General features: G+C 63.5%; 20 protein-coding genes. 9 read left to right on the forward strand and 11 right to left on the reverse strand.

All coding sequences use genetic code 11. The features are described 5' to 3' along the window. Positions 1-143: 143 nt before the first annotated feature. The gene (locus FJ414_RS30750; RefSeq protein WP_140648107.1) at positions 144-1,508 is read right to left on the reverse strand and encodes a PRC-barrel domain-containing protein; all 1,365 of its coding nucleotides are present in this window, start codon (positions 1,506-1,508) and stop codon (positions 144-146) included. 245 nt (positions 1,509-1,753) lie between these two features. Here FJ414_RS30750 and FJ414_RS30755 point away from each other — a divergent pair, with 245 nt between their 5' ends. Next, positions 1,754-2,674 (forward strand): diacylglycerol kinase family protein, encoded by a 921-nt coding sequence (locus tag FJ414_RS30755; protein WP_140648108.1) that lies wholly within the window; start codon positions 1,754-1,756, stop codon positions 2,672-2,674. A gap of 8 nt (positions 2,675-2,682) precedes the next feature. Here the strand turns inward: FJ414_RS30755 and FJ414_RS30760 are convergent, their stop codons facing one another. From FJ414_RS30760 to FJ414_RS30775, 4 genes are all read right to left on the reverse strand, one after another. Next, positions 2,683-2,886, reverse strand: coding sequence for a hypothetical protein (locus FJ414_RS30760; protein WP_140648109.1), 204 nt, complete (start codon positions 2,884-2,886; stop codon positions 2,683-2,685). Between the two features lie 205 nt (positions 2,887-3,091). Next, complete coding sequence (locus FJ414_RS30765; RefSeq protein ID WP_140648110.1) at positions 3,092-3,556, reverse strand: phage holin family protein; 465 nt, start codon at positions 3,554-3,556, stop codon at positions 3,092-3,094. A gap of 6 nt (positions 3,557-3,562) precedes the next feature. Beyond that, positions 3,563-3,889: a DUF883 family protein gene (locus tag FJ414_RS30770; protein ID WP_140648111.1), complete on the reverse strand. Its 327-nt coding sequence runs from the start codon at positions 3,887-3,889 to the stop codon at positions 3,563-3,565. A 77-nt stretch (positions 3,890-3,966) separates the two neighbouring features. Next, the gene (locus FJ414_RS30775) at positions 3,967-4,728 is read right to left on the reverse strand and encodes a Crp/Fnr family transcriptional regulator (protein ID WP_140648112.1); all 762 of its coding nucleotides are present in this window, start codon (positions 4,726-4,728) and stop codon (positions 3,967-3,969) included. 153 nt (positions 4,729-4,881) lie between these two features. On the opposite strand from FJ414_RS30775, the gene FJ414_RS30780 reads away from it, so the two are divergent. Continuing rightward, a complete protein-coding gene (locus FJ414_RS30780) occupies positions 4,882-5,262 on the forward strand; it encodes a response regulator (protein WP_140648113.1) in 381 nt (126 codons plus the stop codon). A 35-nt stretch (positions 5,263-5,297) separates the two neighbouring features. Here FJ414_RS30780 and FJ414_RS30785 read toward each other — a convergent pair whose 3' ends face one another. Then, positions 5,298-5,849: an RNA polymerase sigma factor gene (locus FJ414_RS30785; protein WP_140648114.1), complete on the reverse strand. Its 552-nt coding sequence runs from the start codon at positions 5,847-5,849 to the stop codon at positions 5,298-5,300. Positions 5,850-5,852: 3 nt separating this feature from the next. Further along, the gene (locus tag FJ414_RS30790) at positions 5,853-6,056 is read right to left on the reverse strand and encodes a NepR family anti-sigma factor (RefSeq protein WP_140648115.1); all 204 of its coding nucleotides are present in this window, start codon (positions 6,054-6,056) and stop codon (positions 5,853-5,855) included. Positions 6,057-6,274: 218 nt separating this feature from the next. On the opposite strand from FJ414_RS30790, the gene FJ414_RS30795 reads away from it, so the two are divergent. The 6 genes from FJ414_RS30795 to FJ414_RS30815 all read left to right on the forward strand — a co-directional run bounded on the left by FJ414_RS30795 (position 6,275) and on the right by FJ414_RS30815 (position 9,931). Next, on the forward strand, positions 6,275-7,069 hold the full coding sequence (locus FJ414_RS30795; RefSeq protein WP_140648116.1) for a response regulator: 795 nt from the start codon (positions 6,275-6,277) through the stop codon (positions 7,067-7,069). Positions 7,070-7,238: 169 nt separating this feature from the next. Beyond that, positions 7,239-7,403: a DUF1328 domain-containing protein gene (locus tag FJ414_RS30800; RefSeq protein WP_018429836.1), complete on the forward strand. Its 165-nt coding sequence runs from the start codon at positions 7,239-7,241 to the stop codon at positions 7,401-7,403. Positions 7,404-7,693: 290 nt separating this feature from the next. Next, positions 7,694-8,644 carry a sensor histidine kinase gene (locus FJ414_RS30805; RefSeq protein ID WP_246672543.1) on the forward strand — a complete coding sequence of 317 codons (951 nt, stop codon included), beginning with the start codon at positions 7,694-7,696 and terminating at the stop codon, positions 8,642-8,644. A 337-nt stretch (positions 8,645-8,981) separates the two neighbouring features. After that, positions 8,982-9,152: a hypothetical protein gene (locus FJ414_RS31625; RefSeq protein ID WP_181167148.1), complete on the forward strand. Its 171-nt coding sequence runs from the start codon at positions 8,982-8,984 to the stop codon at positions 9,150-9,152. A 123-nt stretch (positions 9,153-9,275) separates the two neighbouring features. Then, complete coding sequence (locus tag FJ414_RS30810) at positions 9,276-9,602, forward strand: hypothetical protein (RefSeq protein WP_140648118.1); 327 nt, start codon at positions 9,276-9,278, stop codon at positions 9,600-9,602. 83 nt (positions 9,603-9,685) lie between these two features. After that, positions 9,686-9,931, forward strand: coding sequence for a YMGG-like glycine zipper-containing protein (locus FJ414_RS30815; protein ID WP_140648119.1), 246 nt, complete (start codon positions 9,686-9,688; stop codon positions 9,929-9,931). Between the two features lie 93 nt (positions 9,932-10,024). Here FJ414_RS30815 and FJ414_RS30820 read toward each other — a convergent pair whose 3' ends face one another. From FJ414_RS30820 to xylF, 4 genes are all read right to left on the reverse strand, one after another. Continuing rightward, positions 10,025-11,665, reverse strand: coding sequence for a CHASE domain-containing protein (locus FJ414_RS30820; RefSeq protein WP_140648120.1), 1,641 nt, complete (start codon positions 11,663-11,665; stop codon positions 10,025-10,027). A gap of 124 nt (positions 11,666-11,789) precedes the next feature. After that, the gene (locus FJ414_RS30825) at positions 11,790-12,590 is read right to left on the reverse strand and encodes an ATP-binding cassette domain-containing protein (protein WP_140648121.1); all 801 of its coding nucleotides are present in this window, start codon (positions 12,588-12,590) and stop codon (positions 11,790-11,792) included. Between the two features lie 76 nt (positions 12,591-12,666). After that, positions 12,667-14,019, reverse strand: a complete 1,353-nt coding sequence (locus tag FJ414_RS30830) for a sugar ABC transporter permease (protein WP_140648122.1) — start codon at positions 14,017-14,019, stop codon at positions 12,667-12,669. 147 nt (positions 14,020-14,166) lie between these two features. Further along, positions 14,167-15,207 (reverse strand): D-xylose ABC transporter substrate-binding protein, encoded by a 1,041-nt coding sequence (gene xylF / locus FJ414_RS30835; protein WP_140648123.1) that lies wholly within the window; start codon positions 15,205-15,207, stop codon positions 14,167-14,169. Positions 15,208-15,477: 270 nt separating this feature from the next. Here xylF and FJ414_RS30840 point away from each other — a divergent pair, with 270 nt between their 5' ends. After that, positions 15,478-16,719, forward strand: a complete 1,242-nt coding sequence (locus tag FJ414_RS30840) for an ROK family protein (RefSeq protein ID WP_140648124.1) — start codon at positions 15,478-15,480, stop codon at positions 16,717-16,719. Positions 16,720-16,830: the final 111 nt, after the last annotated feature.

A 16,830-nucleotide genomic window follows, 5' to 3' on the forward strand; every position in this document is an offset into this window, starting at 1 on the left:
CAGTAGGCAGTAGGCAGTAGGCAGTAGGCAGTGAATATCCCAACCGCGGGTTGCTTTGCCAACTTTTCTTTCGTCTACTGCCTATTCCCTACTGCCTACTGCCTACTGCCTACTGCCTACTGCCTACTGCCTAATCCCAATCCCTATTTCAACATCATCCGCTGCTGGTCGCGGTTGGCGGCATAACTGCTCTTGTCATAGGCCGTCTGCGCCTGCAACTGTTCCTTGGTGAAGTTGGTATAGAGATATTTCTTGCCGTTCTTGTCGGTCATGAATTTGAGCTTATCCATGCCGATCGCCACTTCCTTGGCGCCGATGCCGAGGAAGCCGCCGACATCGACAATGACTGCGTCCGGCTTGTTGTCGGGCGTCAGCACGACATCGCCGATCGAACCGATCTTGGCATCGTTGGCGCCATAGACCGTCGTGCCCTTGAGGTCGTCGACGCGGATGTTGCCCATCGGCATTTCGCTCAGCGTCGATTTGTCGATGGAAGCGGTCTTGGTCTGGTCGGTTGCGGCGGTGCCGTTATCGGCGGGCTTGTTCTCGGCCGTGCTCTGGGCCGGCGGCGTCGCAGGTTTGTTCTCGGCCGTCGACTTGGCGGGCTCTGCCGGTTTGGCCCCCTTGTCGGAGGTCGTATCCGAAGATACCACCGCGGGCGTGGTCGCCGCAGGAGCGTTGCTCGCTGCCGTCGTCGAGCCCGGCGCCGGATCATAGGCCTTGCGGTTGAAATCGGGCTGGGCCTGCAGCTCCTCCTTCGTCGTCTCGGCCACCAGCCAGCGGTCGCCGTTCTTCTCCGCCCATTTTGCCTTGGCGAAGTCATAGGTGACGTTCTTCGTGCCGATGCCGAGGAAGCCACCGACGCCGATCACCAGCGACTCGGCCTTGCCGTCCTTGGCAAGCACGATGTCCTTCACGTCGCCGATCTTCTGGGCGTCGTCCGCGGTGCCGTTATAGACCGACTCGCCCATGATGTTGGTGGCGAGGTTGCCCTCGGCCTTGTTCACCGGCTCAGCCGGTGCGGCCGCCGGAGCCTGCGTTGTGGTCGTGTTGTTAGCAGGTTGCGTAGCGTCGGCCGACTGCGCTGGCGCCGGATCATAAGGCTTGCGGTCGAATGCCGGCAGTGCGTTCAGTTCATCTTTCGTGGACTTGGCGACTAGCCAGCGGTCGCCGTTCTTCTCGGCCCATTCCAGCTTGCCGTAGTCGAAAGCGACGTCCTTCTTGCCGACGCCGAGGAACCCGCCGACCCCAATAATGGCGGATTTGGCCTTGCCGCTGGAATCCAAGACGACATCGTCGACCTTGCCGATGTCCTGCGCGTCATCGCCGGTGCCGTTATAGACGGACTCGCCGATGATGTTCGTCATCAGCGCGCCATCCGAGCGCATGACCGGCGCTGGATTTTCGGCTGCTGGGGCTTGTGGAGCGGGGGCGGGCGTCGTCTGTGCAAAAGCGCCGCTTGCGAGCAGCGTCGCGATCGCGGTCGTCGCAAAAAGAGTGCGGATCATGATGGTCTCTCCTCGTGCCTGATTTGTATATGACACTGCCTCGACCAACCTCTGAGCGGCGGGTCGGGAGCGGCAGTGTCGACAGGTTCACAACGTCGTGACCGGGGTGTTGTTCCAACCACAACGCATCCACCACTGGCTGGAATCCTGAACCTCCGGTGGAACCTTTGCGGCCGCATCTTCGTTCCGGCGTGCGGCTGAGGGTCTGCCGGCTCAAACTGACCTGAAGCGACACGGAGTGGCGCATGCGGTTTGCTGCGGTGCTGAACCAGGACGGCGGCACGCTCCGCACCATCGATTTGGAAGCATTTTCCGAACAGTTGCGTCACACGCTCGAAGCGGCCGGACATTCGGTCGAGATCGATATCGTCGCCGGCCGCGACATCGCCACGGCGCTGGAGAAGGCCATCGCCAGGCGGAACATCGACGTCGTTCTTGCCGGAGGCGGCGACGGCACGATTTCCACCGCGGCGTCCCTCCTCATGAACAAGAAGAAGGTCCTGGCCATCTTGCCCGCCGGCACGATGAACCTCTTCGCGCGCGGCCTGGGCATTCCGCAGACACTGGAAGCCGCCCTGCAATCCTTCGCCGATGGCGAGGTGATCGCGGTCGATATGGCCAGCGCCAACGGCCAGCCTTTCGTGCACCAGTTCTCCGTCGGCATGCACGCTGAGATGGTTCAGCTGCGCGAAAAGATGGACTTCGGCTCGCGCCTTGGAAAGATGCAGGCATCCGTGCGCGCCGCATGGGCGGCGATCAACAATCCGCCTGCCCTCAAGGTCAGCCTGAGCGTCGGCAAGGCCGAGATCGTCACCCGCACCACCGGCATCGGCATCTCCAACAATCTGTTCGGCGAAGGCCATCTGCCCTATGCCGACAACCCGGCCGGCGGCGTGCTAGGCATCTATGTCAGCGTCGCGCGCCAGCGTCATCACTTAGCAAAACTCCTGCTGGACATGCTGCGCGGGAGGCTGCGCCAGAGCGCGCATGTCGAAGTGCATCAGGCAGGCAGGGCTGTGCTGAAGATCCACTCGCCCGCCAAAAAGTTCAGCGCGGTGCTGGATGGCGAACTCGTCAGGCTGGAACGCGAAACAACGATCGAGATTCACCCCGGCGCGCTGAAAGTGCTCGTTCCGGCAAGCAATGCGCAGGCAAGGGCGGCGTGATGCGGGGATCAACCGCCTTGGATGGATTTCTGAGCCGCGGGCGGCGCTTCCGGCACGGTCTGCTGCGTCGTCGGCGATTTGATCAGCTCGCCGTAAATCTCGACTGCCCCCCACGCGATGAAGGCGAGCAAGAGCCCGGCGATGAGGATCCTGAGCGCATGCCAGCCCCAATGCCCCTGGCGTGCTTTGTCTTCGGGTACGATCTTGGTCACTCTTGGCCTCCATGCTGCGCGGCGGCGGGCGCTTCAGGCACGATACGGTCGGGTAACGGGTCTTGATCGGGAAGGTTCCGAACCAGGGAATGACATCCGCCGCCTTGCCCAAGTCAGCGACGTTGGCCACGAGTTCCGCCGGCGTCCTCGCCCGCAGGAAAGATGCCGCCGAGCCTCCCTGAGGTCCCGGCGTTTCCTGAAGCGTTTACGACATGTCCTGCGGGTCCTGCTTCGGTGGCGTGGGCTTGGCGTTCTCACGATAGATGGCGTAGGCGACGACCGCCAGGGCGGGCGCGATGACGGCTCCCAGCCCGCCCTTGCTCTTGGCAAGGGCCGGAAGCAGGGCAAGTGCCGCAGTAACGCCCAGCGCGGTCATGTCGGCCTGCCGCCGTCTTGCGCGCCGCCTGCTGCGCATGCTGGTCGTCAGCTTGTGAATGACGAGGATGAGCCCGGCAAGCACCAGGAAGCCGATGCCGAAGCCGAGGCTGGTCGCCAGCGGCCCGTAGCGCGCCGCCAGCCAGATATAGGCGGCGCCGATGAGGAAACCGACGCCGCACAGAGCAAAAACGGCGGCAAGTCCGTAAAGGATCGCCGTCGTCCGCGCCCTGTGCAACGCGGCCATGGCCTCGCCCGAGGCGAGGGCCGAGATCAGCGAGACAAGCGCCCCCATCTGCGGTTAGCGGCGGGAAAGCAGGGCGAAGAGGAAACCGACGCCCGCCGCGATGGCCAGCGACGTCACCGGCTTCTCGCGCACTTTGGCGATCAGCTGCGCTTCGATGTCCTCGGCATTTCCCCGCATGCTCTCGAACGCGGCTTCGCCCTGCGCCCGCAACTGCTCGACGCCATCCGCGGCGGCGCGACGGGCCGCGCCATAGCCGTGTTGACCGGTCTTGGCGAGCTGCTCCGTAAGTTTCTGGATATCCGCCTTCAGTTGCTCGATATCGGCCTCGAGGTCGGCAGTGGTTGCTTGGTCCGTTGCGGATTTGCCTGCGGCGGTTGCCATTCTCTAACTCCTTGCGTTTGCGTTGGTTTCAACGCCCGTCCAGCGCCATGGTTCCGGTCGTCGCGACCCTGGGCATCCTAGATGAGTGGCCTGCGTTCCTCGCCCAGTCCCTCCCATCGGGCAAGCTTCTTCAGTCCATCATAGTCGATCACTTCGCAGCCGCCATCTCGCCACATCACGAGCTTGCGGTCCATCAGCTTGCGGATGGTCTTGTTGGTATGGACCAGCGAAAGGCCGAGCGTGTCGGCGATATGCTGTTGTGTGATCGGAATCTGCACCGGTGTCTTGCCATTCAATCCGGCGCTGCGCGCCCGACCGGCGATGAAGGCGACGAGATAGGCCGCTCGTTCGAGCGCGGTGCGGCGGCCGATGCTGAGCAGGTTCTCGTCCAGCATGCGCTCCTCGCGCGACGCGATCCAGGTGATGTCATAGGCAAGGCCGGGATGGTTGCGATAGAGTTCCTGCAGCTGGTCGCGTTCGAAGACGCACAGCAGCATCGGCGACAGCGCTTCGACGGAATGCTGCATCTCGCCCATCAGGCTTCCCTGCAGGCCGATGAGGTCGCCGGGCATGGAGAAATTGAGGATCTGCCGACGTCCGTCGGGCAAAAGCTTGTAGCGGAACGCCCAGCCGGACAGCACGGTATAGAGATGCGCGCTGTGGCTGCCTTCGACCAGGACTGTCGCCCCCTTGTCGGCCGCAAGTTCGCCGTGCTTGAAGGTGCCGATGAATGACAATTCCTGCTTGTCGAACTCACGGAACGCCGGCAACGGCCGCAACGGGCACTTTTCACAAGGATATTGACGGCTGGCAGCCGCGCGTGCGCTTTGGCCGGACACTTCGACCCCTCTTCGAAATCCCTGCCCCTTATGGGCGCAAGGAAACGCTTGAGACCGGCAGGGGTTCCGTGAGGCTGGAACCCATGTCTTTTTTAAATGACATGGCGGCCAATTCCGCGCATGAGTGCGGCCCTGCCGAGGAGACACTGATAAGTGCCAGCGCTGCTTGATGGACTGCGTATTCTCGTTCTGGAAGACGAGTTCCTGATCGCGATGGATGTCGAGCAGCTTTGCCGCGACCACGGCGCCGCGGATGTGACGATCGCGCGTGAACTCGGCGAGATCGACGGGCAGGCGCTGCCTGCGCGCTTCGACGCGGCGGTTGTCGACCTGATGCTCGGCGGCGTCTCGACTCTGGATTTCGCCGCGCGGCTGCGCAGCGAGGGCGTGCCGTTCGTATTTGCCTCCGGCTATTCGGATTCGGACGAGATCAAGGGTTCGTTTCCGGATATCCGGCTGATCGCCAAGCCCTACTCAGGCGACGATCTGATCGAAGCCTTGGCCATGGCCTGCGGCCGGGCAAAGGCGGCCTGAGGCCATCCTTGCAATCGCAATCGTAACCGGTCGGTTCAAGCCGCGTTCGAACCTGTGACCTGCGCCGAGATCGCGTCGGGCCCGAACTCGTCCTCTCCGGAAATCTTGAGGATTTCCTGGAGCCTGGCGCGCGCCCGGCTGACGCGGCTCTTGATCGTGCCGACGGCACAGCCGCAGATCTCGGCGGCTTCTTCATAGGAGAAGCCGGAGGCGCCGATCAGGATGATGGCCTCGCGCTGGTCCTCGGGCAGCTGCTCGAGCGCACCGCGGAAATCCTTGAGGTCGAGCTGGCCATGCTGGGCCGGATGAACGGCAAGCCTGGCCGTCATGATGCCGTCGCTGTCCTGAACTTCGCGGCCGCGCTTGCGCATCTGCGAATAGAATTCATTGCGCAGGATGGTGAACAGCCAGGCCTTCAGATTGGTGCCGGGCTGGAAGCTCTCATGCTTGTCCCACGCCTTGACCAGCGTTTCCTGGACGAGGTCGTCGGCCCGGTCCGCATTCTGCGTCAGCGACACGGCAAAGGCGCGAAGGCTCGGGATCGCACCGAGCAACTCGGTCTTGAAGCTCTGGGATACCACCGCCATGCCTCAGTCCTTTTTCTGGGCAGGTTCGGTCTGTTCCAGTTGGCTGAGCAACTGTGCGAAACGGTCCGGCACATGGTCCGAGACCAACTCGTCATAATATTGTTTGAGCTTGCGGGCTATCTCTGAGTTTGCCCCAAGCGGATTACCGTCCCCGTTCCGATGCCTGCTTGCGGCATCAGCCAACTGTTTTTTCTTCATTTCTTTCATAGTCGCCCTAGTTTCCAGCGCCTGAACCGCTCTTCGACTTCAAACCACAACGCAAGCGGGACCTTCGTCTGGTTGCCCATCCCAAAGCCCGAAACGCCCGCTTGCTAATTTAGTTCCACAGCCGGCGGAACTTTTTCCGAAAGCCGGCGTTTGATTTTCAGGGGCATGCAATCAGTGCGGCCTTGAACGTGCAGCGTCATTTGAGGGAGACGTCGATAATGAGTTTGTCCGCAACCATCGCGCCGCATCTTCCGTTCCTGCGCCGCTTCTCGCGGGCGGTATCGGGATCGCAGGAGAGCGGTGACGCGTTGGTCGCCGCGATGCTGGAAGCCATCATCGCCGATACCAATATCTTCCCCGAAGCCTCGAGCGACCGTATTGCGCTGTACAAGGTTTTCGCCAGACTGTTCACCTCCGTGGCCATCCGCGTGCCGCAGGAACAGGCCCAGACCGCCTGGGAGCAGCGGGCCGCGGCCAATCTGAATGCCATCGCGCCCCTGCCGAGGCAGGCTTTCCTTCTGGTTGCCGTCGAGGGCTTCAGCGAGGACGAGGCGGCGGAAATCCTCGATGTAGACGAGGACGAATTCTCGGAACTACTTGCCCAGGCAAGCAACGAGATTTCCCGGCAGGTCGCGACCGACGTGCTGATCATCGAGGACGAGCCGCTGATCGCCATGGACATCGAGGAAATGGTCGAGAGTCTCGGCCACCGTGTGGTCGGCACGGCGCGCACCCATGCCGAGGCCGTGGCCGTGTTCGGCAGGACGCGGCCGAAAATGGTTCTGGCCGACATCCAACTCGCCGACGGCAGCTCGGGCATCGAAGCCGTCAACGAGATCTTGTCCTCGACGCCGGTGCCGGTGATCTTCATCACCGCCTTCCCGGAACGCCTGCTGACCGGCGAGCGGCCCGAACCGGCCTTCCTGGTCACCAAGCCGTTCAATCCCGACATGGTCAAGGCTTTGATCAGCCAGGCCCTGTTCTTCGACCGTCAGGCCAAGGCCGCTGCCTGATCCTTCCGGAGCCTGGACCTCGAGCGTCATGCGAGGCCCTCCGCCGCGCGTGACGCCTGGCCCGTTTGGGGTCTGAAAAGCCCTTTCAAGGGGATCGTCTTTTTCAGCAAATGGTGGAACAAACGACACCGAGCCACGTTCTTTTCCCGACGTAAGAAGGAGACGCATCATGCTGTACTGGGCGCTCGTATTTCTCGTAGTTGCGATCATCGCCGGCGCGCTTGGGTTCGGCGGCATCGCCGGCACATCGGCGGGCATCGCGCAGATCCTGTTCTTCATTTTCCTCGCCTTCCTGGTGATTTCGCTCATCGCAGGCCTTTTCAGGAGAGCCTGACCGCGACACTGGAAGCCGCACCCCTCAAACGGTTTCCAGCCACCGTCGGACGGCGCCTCGAAAGAGCACCGTCCGGCGGACCGTTTTTGGAGAGCCCCCTGCGATTTCAGGGCCACTGCGATTTCAAGGCCACTGCGATTTCAAGGCGCTGGCTCAGGCGGAACCAGTTGCGGATTGAGCCGTTCCAGGACCGAGTGCGGGATGTTCCAATGCCTTCCGAGGGTCCCACGAAAGACAGGGTTGAAAAGCAGAAAGGCGAAGTGATCGCGATGCATCCCTCGGAGAGCGGGATGCAGTTGGGGCGGGCCCTGCTTCATGCCCTGCACAATGCCGGGATTTCGGTTGTCTACGAGGATCGGCAGATGGAAACGGTCTGGGCGCGCAACATGAACGCGCCCTGGGCGTCCGATACGGCCGCCGGCAAGGACTTGCTCTCGCCGGCGCAGGCCGAACGCATAAGGGCCGCCAAACTCAAGGTAATCGAATCCGGCAACGCGGACCAGCTCGAGCTCAGCATTCCGGGACACCAGGGCGTACGTTGGTTCCAGCTTTGGATCGATGCCGACCGTGGCGACGCCGGCGACGTCCTCGGCGTCGTCACCACGATGGTGGAGACGACGGAGCAGAAACGCCGCGAGCAGACGCTGAAGGCGTTGCTTCGCGAAGTCAGCCATCGATCGAAAAATCTTCTGGCCATCATCCAGAGCATCGCCACTCAGACCGGACGCTATACGGAGACGCTCGGCGAGTTCCTGGCGCGGTTTCGCGGCCGGCTGCAATCGCTCTCATCCTCGCAGGATCTGGTCACATCCTCCAACTGGCGGGGAGCGGCGTTGCAGGAGCTCGTCTCCGGCCAGGTCGGCCGCTACAGCAGCGATCTGGCCAACAGTCTGCGGTTCGCGGGCGAAAATCCCTATCTCAACCCCAATGCCGCCCTGCATATCGGCCTGGCGATGCACGAGCTGGCCGTGAATTCCGTGAGCTACGGCGCGCTGTCGCGGCCGGAGGGCCATGTCGAGGTTCGCGCCAGGCTCGAGACCGAAAACGGAACCTCGCCCAACCTTCTGCTGACCTGGACGGAGGCGGTCGACGACGCGCCGCGCAATGAGAAGCGCTTCGGCAGCGTGGCGCTGGAACGCGTCGTGCCGATGTCGCTGAATGGCTCAGCGACGCTGGAAATCGGCAAGGACCGCATGGAATACCGTCTCACCGTCCCGCACGGAAATTTCGAGACGGATTGATGGTGCCGCCGATGGCGTGAGAGCAATTCCATGAAAGTGCGCAACGGGTCAGGCTAATGCGTGTCGCGCAAAAGTGTGCAGCGGTTTTGCGATAACGACATGCATGAAAACAAAGCCTTGAAGCGCGTCGCCTGGATCCGCTTCAGCGCGACGCGCTTTACGCGCTTTACGCGGCTTCGCCGTAGCTGTCCGTCCGGAATTGCGTCAAAACGGAGAGGGAGCGCTTTGCCGGCGGAGGCCCTTAACCGGCTGTTCACCATAAAGTCCGATCCTGTGCTCCCGGCTGACGATGCGCCGGAAACCCCATCCGTCCCCCGCACGACCTGGGGAGACTGAAATGATGGTTGCCGACATGAACAGGTTGGAGCAGGCCGCCCGCGTCTCGATGAGCGGCTTCCAGGATGCCGAGCCGCCGCCGGCGCCGCGATCGTCGCATCTTTCGCTCCGCCTGGGCGCGATCGCGCTTCTGGCCGCCATGGCGCTGACCGCGGCCTGGCAACTGCTCTGACCCCGCATGAGGCTTTGACGTCCAGACTTCAGCGCGCCGCCATTTCGCGCGGAGCGCTTCAAGCTCCGGCCCCGGAACTTTTGTTCGCCGAGATTCGTTGTTGGCGGCGAGAGGTTTGGAGCCATGGAACACATCGCCGCATTGCTCTTCGTCGTCGGCTGTTCGAGCACGATGGCCGATTGCCGGGAACTCCAAGTGCCCGTCAGCGTCTTCGAGACGGCGCAGGCCTGCGTCGCCGAAAGGCCATTCGCCCTCGGCGACCTGCAGGGCCAGGCCCCCCGCATCGTCGGCAAATGCCTCGCCGTGGATCCCGCGCTGGAGGACGACTACGACCGGATCGTCTGGAACGTGCGGCCTGACGGCACGCTGGCAGCATCGCTGGAGGTGTCCGGCATGCTTGTCGCGTCGAACGGCGGGCGCTCCGAAAAAGACTATGTTAGGCAACAGTAGAATCTGGCAGGCAAAACAGGTTTTTTCATGCTAAACGGTCGCTGGCACTGCCGAAAGTGAGGACAAAAGTGAGGAGCAATTCTATGCGGAAGATGATCATTGCCATGGTTGCTGTGGTCGCCGTCAGCGGCTGCACCACGACCGAGCAGGACGTTGTCGGCGGCGGCCTGATCGGCGCCGGTGTGGGCGGCTTGGTCGGCGGCAGCAAGGGTGCGCTGATCGGCGCGGCCGTCGGCGCCGGGTCGGGCCTCTTGGTTCGCAACCTTCGCAACGGCTACTGCGTGTATCGCCGCCATGACGGCACGACCTACCGGGCCCGCTGCAACTAGTTCCTTAGCGAAGAGAACCGGAGGCGGGTAGCCGGCCTCCGGTCCTCTTCGAATTCAAATGGCTGACTCGCCAGCCGAGGGCTGTTGGCCCGCTCACGCGATCAGCGGGATCCTGATTTCCACCTTCAATCCATCGTCGTGATAGTCGCGCGCGATCGTGCCGCGCAATTCGCGTGTGACGTTGAGATCTATCAACTTGGTGCCGAAGCCGGTCTTGACTGGCGCTTCCAGTTCCGTCTGACCCGCCTCGCGCCAGTTCAGGACCAGCGTCCTCTCGCGGTCGCGGCCTTCGACGCTCCAGTCGACCTTGAGAGCCCAGCTTCCCTTGACCGAATTGGCCGAACCGCCGGCCTCGCCATATTTCAGCGCGTTGGTGGCGAGTTCATGAAAGGTCAGCCCGAGCGCCTGCGTCGTCGTCTCGTCCAGCAGCACTTTCGGCCCTGACAACACGCCTTCGGGAAGGTCCTTGCCGAACACCTGCCCGAGCTCGATGCGCAGCAGGTCGCCGAGATCGGCTTTCTGCCAGCGCGAGCGCGTGAGCATATCCTGCGATGCCGCCATGGCCTGCAGGCGCGCCGAGAACGAAGCCGAAAACTCCTTGACGTCGGTGGCTTGCGAGGCCGTCTGCCGCGCGATCGCCAGCACGCGGGTGATCGAATTCTTGATGCGGTGCTTCATCTCCTGCAGGATCAGGTCCTTTTCCAGCAGGCTCTTTTCGGTCGCCTCGTGCAGCGCCGATTTCGCGTCATAGGCGCGTTCCTGATAGCGCGCCACCAAGGCGATGGCGCCGGCGAGCAGCAGCCCGAACAGCCCGAGCATCACCGGGATGGCGCGCGAGGACGGCGGCTCGAATGCGCTTGTCGGCCGAAACAACAAGGTCCACGGCTCGCCCGCCACGACGATATCGCGGCGTGCCAAAAGCTTCGCGCCGATGCGTTCCGCCGGCGGCGCCTCCGAACGGAACAGCAAATTGCCGGCCTCGGGCTTGCCGTCATAGACCTCGACATTGACCGGCAGCAGCGGCGAATGGCTGAGCGCGACCTGGAACAGATCCTGCGCGCGGAAGGCAACGTAAAGAAAACCGGCCGTCGAGGAGCGGCTTGCATTGATGACGTCGGGCGCGGTTTCGACGTTCAGCCGCACGAAAACCAGGAATCCGGTGAAGGTCTGCGCCACGCCGGCGCCCTGGCCGAGCTGGACCATGCCGCTCGCATGCTGCTGGTCATCCGCCATCGCCTCTTCGATCGCCGCGCGCCGTACCGGCTCGGTGAACATGTCGAAACCGATGATCGACTGGTTGGACGTGTCGAGCGGCTCGAACAGCACGATCGGCGTTCGCCATTGCTGCGTCGTGGCGGGATAGATCGGATGCGCCGACCCATGGTCGTGCAGGATGTCGCGTTCCACCGCCGCCTCGTCGCCGGTCTTGGCGAGCCTCAGGAAGCCGATGCCGCGCAGCCCCGCGAAACTGTCGTCGATGTCGAGCGCGGTGAAGAAGGCCTTGAATTCGCCGCGCGAGATGTCGCCGTTGCGGGCATCGAACAGCGCCTGCGTCGAACGCAGCAGCGACAGATGCAGGTCGATGCGGCTCTCGATGCGGCTCAGCGCGTCATCGGCGGTACCCTCGAACTTGATCCGAGCCGCCTCTTGCGTCGCGAAATAGGCAAACCCCGCCATCGTCAGGCTGATCAGCGCGACGGCGACGAAGGCAACGATCGGAAAGAGCTTCTTCAAATCAAGGATGCGGCCCGTGGACGGTCGACGACCTTTATGGGCAAGTCTCCGCGCCAACACAATGGCGCGGTCAAATCATCACTGCGGCTGGTACATCACGCAGTCGTTAATTAGCCGGCTATCATCATGCCGCTATCTTCAGCGCGCCTGGACCCGGAATGGCGCCTGGCGGGCATTTGCCCAGGATGATCATTCCGAGCACCTCGTCCTGGGTGACGTCGGTGGTGCGCGCGGTCCCGACCACCTGGCCGTTCTTCATCACGCAGACCCGGTCGGCGAGCTCGAACACGTCGTGGATGTCGTGGCTGATCAGGAAGATGCCGATGCCGTCGGCCTTGAGCTGCTTGACCAGTTCGCCGACTTGCGCCGTCTCTTGCGGACCGAGCGCCGCCGTCGGCTCGTCCATGATCAGGATGCGGGCGTTGAACAGGATCGCGCGCGCGATCGCCACCGACTGCCGCTGTCCGCCCGATAGCTTGATGACCGGCTCCTTGAAGCGCTGGAAGCGTGGATTGAGGCGGCCCATCACCTTGCGCGCGTCGGCTTCCATGGCGACGTCGTCCAGCGTGCCCCAGCCCGTCATCAGCTCGCGGCCGAGGAACAGGTTGGCTGCGGCATCGACATTGTCGGCCAGCGCCAGCGTCTGGTAGATCGTCTCGACGCCATATTTCTTGGCATCGCGCGGATTGGAGATCGAAGCCTCCTCGCCATTGATGAATATCTGCCCGCTGTCGCGCTTGTAGGCGCCGGACAGGATCTTGATCAGCGTCGATTTGCCCGCGCCATTGTGGCCAAGCAGCGCCATCACTTCGCCGGGGAAAAGATCGACCGAGGCGTCGTCGACGGCGCGGATGCCGCCGAAGGCGATCGAGATGTTGCGCATGTCGACCAGCGGAACGCCGGCGGGAGCGATTTTGTCAGCCATGATCCTTCTCCTCCCTATAGTCCATGCTTGAGCATGGTCTCGTCCGAAAACTGGTTTCCACTTTTCGGCATCATGCTCAGACGCGCTTGCGATAGATGGTGTCGAGCCAGACCGCGACGACCAGTACGGCGCCGACGACGATGCTCTGCAGCGGCGAATCGACGCCGAGCAATACCATGCCGGACTGCAGCGACTGCATCAGCAATGCGCCCAGCATGGCGCCGAGCACGGTGCCGGAACCGCCGGCGAGCGACGTGCCGCCGATGACGGCCGCGGCAATGACCAGCAGTTCGTCCAGCGTCCCCAGCACATTCGTCGAGGAGTTCTGCCTGGCCGACGAGATCGCCGCCGCGATCGTCGCCAGCACGCCCATGATCATGAACACCTTCATGGTGATCCAGCGCGTGTTGATGCCGGCGAGATTGGCTGCTTCCGGATTGCCGCCGATGGCGAAGACGTAGCGGCCGAAGCGCGTGCGCTTGGTGACGAAGGTCATGATCAGGCCGACGGCAACGGCCATCAGCACCGGAATGGCGATGCCATGCGCGATGAACAGCCCGCCTTCGGGAACGGTGATGTTGTTGGCGGCGGCGTAGCGGTTCACGATGCCGACCGGCCACGGATAGGAATTGGCGAGCCACACCGCGCCCAGGATGACCGCGCAGGTGACCGTGGCGAGCAGCGTCTCGGCCCAGACCGGACGCAGCGGGAAGCGGAAGCGCTTGCGCTGCACGCGGCCGTTGAAATGCATGAAGATAACCGCCAGGCAGGCGACGATGCCGACGGCCCAGCTCCATCTGGCGCCGATCGAGCCCGCCGGGCCGCCGCCCATCAGCTGGAAGGTGGCGTCGAGCGGCGCCACCGTCTGGCCGCTGGTGACCCACCAGGCAGCGCCACGCCATACCAGCAATCCGCCCAGCGTCACGATGAAGGCCGGCACTTCGAGATAGGCGATGATGAAGCCCTGGAAGGCGCCGATGATGAGGCCGAGCGCCAGGCCGATCAGCAATGCCAGCACCCATATCCACGGATTGCCCAGCTCAAGCCCGACGAAGCGCACCAGGAAATGCACCTGGGCAAAGCCCATGACCATGCCGATCACCCCTTCGGCCGATCCGACCGACAGGTCGATGTTGCGCATGACGATGACCAGCACCATGCCGGAGGCCATGATCGCCACGGCCGAAGTCTGCACCGACAGGTTCCACAGGTTTCGCGGTGTGAGAAACGTGCGGCTGTCGAAGTCGAGCGGATTGACGCCGAGGCGCAGGCTGGAAATCACATGCAGCCCTATCCAGATCAAGAGCAGCGCGCCGATCATGCCGAGCATGCGGGTGTCGAGCTCGGTCGCCTTCAGGAACCTGGCGACGGAGCCGAGTTCCGACGCGCGCGCGGTGTCCGCCGGTTGGGTAGACGTCGTGTCGGTCATGATTTCCTCCCGCCGGCCTGCCCGTCTGGCGCGGATGCCTGGCCAAGCCTAGAAGCTATCCGCCAAAGGCGGAAACACAAATCTTTTTGAGAAAACGCCGCGGCTTTCAGGCCGCGGCGCAGGGATTTTGATCGGGAGCCGGAAGAATCAGTTGCAGGCCTTGACGCTACCGGCGGCAACGCCCGCGCAGACTTCGTCCTTCTTGATCCAGCCGGCGTCGATGACGACGTTGAGATTGTCCTTGGTGATCGCGATCGGAGTCAGGAACAGCGACTTGACGGTGTTGCCGCCGGGCGTCGTGAAGTCCTTGGCGCCGGCGATGTCGCCCATCTTCTTGCCGTCGGCGAGCTGCGAGGCGATCTCGGCGGCGTTCTTGCCGAGCTCGCGCGCGTCTTTCCACACCGACACGGTCTGCGTGCCGAGCGCGATGCGGTTGAGCGCCGCGTGGTCGCCGTCCTGGCCCGAGACCGGAACGGTGCCGGCCAGGCCTTGCGCCGTCAGCGCCGCGACGACGCCGCCTGCGGTGCCGTCATTGGCCGCCACGACCGCGTCGACCTTGTTGTCGTTGGCGGTCAGGAACTGCTCCATGTTCTTCTGCGCGTTGGCGGGCAGCCAACCGTCGGTATAGGCCTCGCCGACATTCTTGATCTTGCCGCTGTCGATCGCCTCCTTCAGCACTTCCATGGATCCCGAGAACAGGAAGTCGGCGTTCGGATCGGCGCCCGAGCCCTTGATGAAGACATAATTGCCTTCCGGCTTGACCTTGAACACCTCGCGGGCCTGCATGCGGCCGACTTCCTTGTTGTCGAAGGTCAGGTAGAACACGTCCTTGTTCTCGATCAGGCGGTCGTAGCCGACGACCGGAATGCCTTCATCGAGCGCCTTCTGCACCGCCGGGCCGATTGCCGAGGCATCCTGCGCCAGGATGATCAGCGCGTTGGCGCCTTGCGAGATCAGGCTTTCGACGTCGGTCAGCTGCTTGCCCGGATTGGACTGCGCGTCGGCCGAGATATACTTGTCGCCGGCGGCCTCGATGGCGGCCTTCATCGCCGCTTCGTCGGTCTTCCAGCGCTCTTCCTGGAAATTCGACCACGAGACGCCGATCACCTTGTCCTTCGCCTCGGCGACCGACGCCAGCGTCAGCGACATGGCAACGCCCGCCAGAATGGCGGCTGCGAATTTCTTCATGATATCCTCCCTGCGCCTGTGCGGCGCGACCCAGACTGGCCCGAAGGCCGGCATAGAGGCTTTTTTTCGAGCCTCAAAAAAATAGTGGTCCAGCAGAACGACGCTGTCAACTGCGATTCTGATGGGTTTTGATGGGTCAGGGCATTTTTTTCGACATCCGCAATAAATAATGACACAGGCTACGGCTTCTGCCACTATCCCTAGCATGTCACCGACAGGCCATGGCATCATCATCACAAGGCCGCGATGACTGGGAGGACGTGCGAGACGATGTCGGTCGGAATCCGTCACGACGATTTGCGCCGGCGCAACCGCGCCATGGTGATTTCGGCCGTGCGCCGCGCCGGCCAGCCCTCGCGCACGGAGATTGCCGCCACCACCGGGCTCAGCCACTCGACCATTTCGGCGATCTCCGCCGATCTGATCCAGGAAGGCATTCTCACCGAAAGCAAGGCCAGCGAGCCGACGGCGTTGAAACGCGGCCGGCCGCAGATCGGTCTGGCGCTGAACCCCGAAGCCGCCGCGGTGCTGACCGTGGTGCTGTCGCTGAACTTCCTGTCGGTCGCCGTGATCGATTATGCCGGCCAGGTGGTTGCCGAGGAGCAGCAGCGCCTCGACACGCTCGTCATGCCCCGCGACGAGCTGATCGGCGAATGCATGGCGATCGTGCGGCGCCGGCTGGGGGATCCCGACCTCGACGTGGGCAGCGTCGCCCGCATCGCCATGGGCATTCAGGGCATCACCGATTCCCATTCACGCGCCATGCTGTGGTCGCCGATCACGCCGCTGACCGACATCCCTTTCGCCGACCTCCTCGAACGGGAATTCGGTATTCCCGCCACCATGGAGAACGACTGCAACATGATGGCGGTCGCGCTGCAATGGCGCGATCCCGAGCGCTATCGCGACGACTTCATCGCCATCCTGCTCTCGCACGGTATCGGCATGGGCCTGGTGCTGAAGGGCGCGCTGTTCAGCGGCACGCATTCCTCCGGCGGCGAGTTCGGCCATATGATCCATCGTCCGGGCGGCGCGCTTTGCCGCTGCGGCCGCCGCGGCTGCGTCGAGGCCTATGCCGGCAATTACGCGATCTGGCGCAGCGCCATGGGAATAAGCGAGGACGCCACGCCGACCGACGTCGGCGACGCCGATATGCGCGCGCTGGCCGCGAAAGCCCGGCAGGAGGACGGACCCGAACGGGAGGCTTACCGCCGGGCCGGCGAGGCGCTTGGTTTCGGTCTCGGCAGCCTGTTCGCCCTCATCGATCCGGCGCCTGTCGCCATGGTCGGCGTAAGCGCGGCCGCCTTCGACCTGATCGAGCCGGCGCTGCGAGAGGCGATCGCCCAGACCGCCGGCGGCCAGCACTCGGAATCGATCTCCTTCGACACCGAGCCGAACGAACTGCCGCTTATCCGCGAAGGCTGCGCCATGCGCGCGCTGACCTTCGTCGATCAGGAGATTTTCGCGCCGGGGGTGCAGGCCAGAGCGGGGGCCGGGAAGAACGTGGCCTGAGCGAACGTGGCGCTGAAGCCGCGAATCGCACCAACGTTGGAGATTGGCCGAAGCCACGGCGACTTCGTCATTCCAGGGCGGAGCAAGGAGCGAAGCGACGCGCGCAGACCC

The organism is Mesorhizobium sp. B3-1-6, assembly GCF_006439555.1.
In the GTDB taxonomy this organism is placed as follows: Bacteria; Pseudomonadota; Alphaproteobacteria; order Rhizobiales; family Rhizobiaceae; genus Mesorhizobium.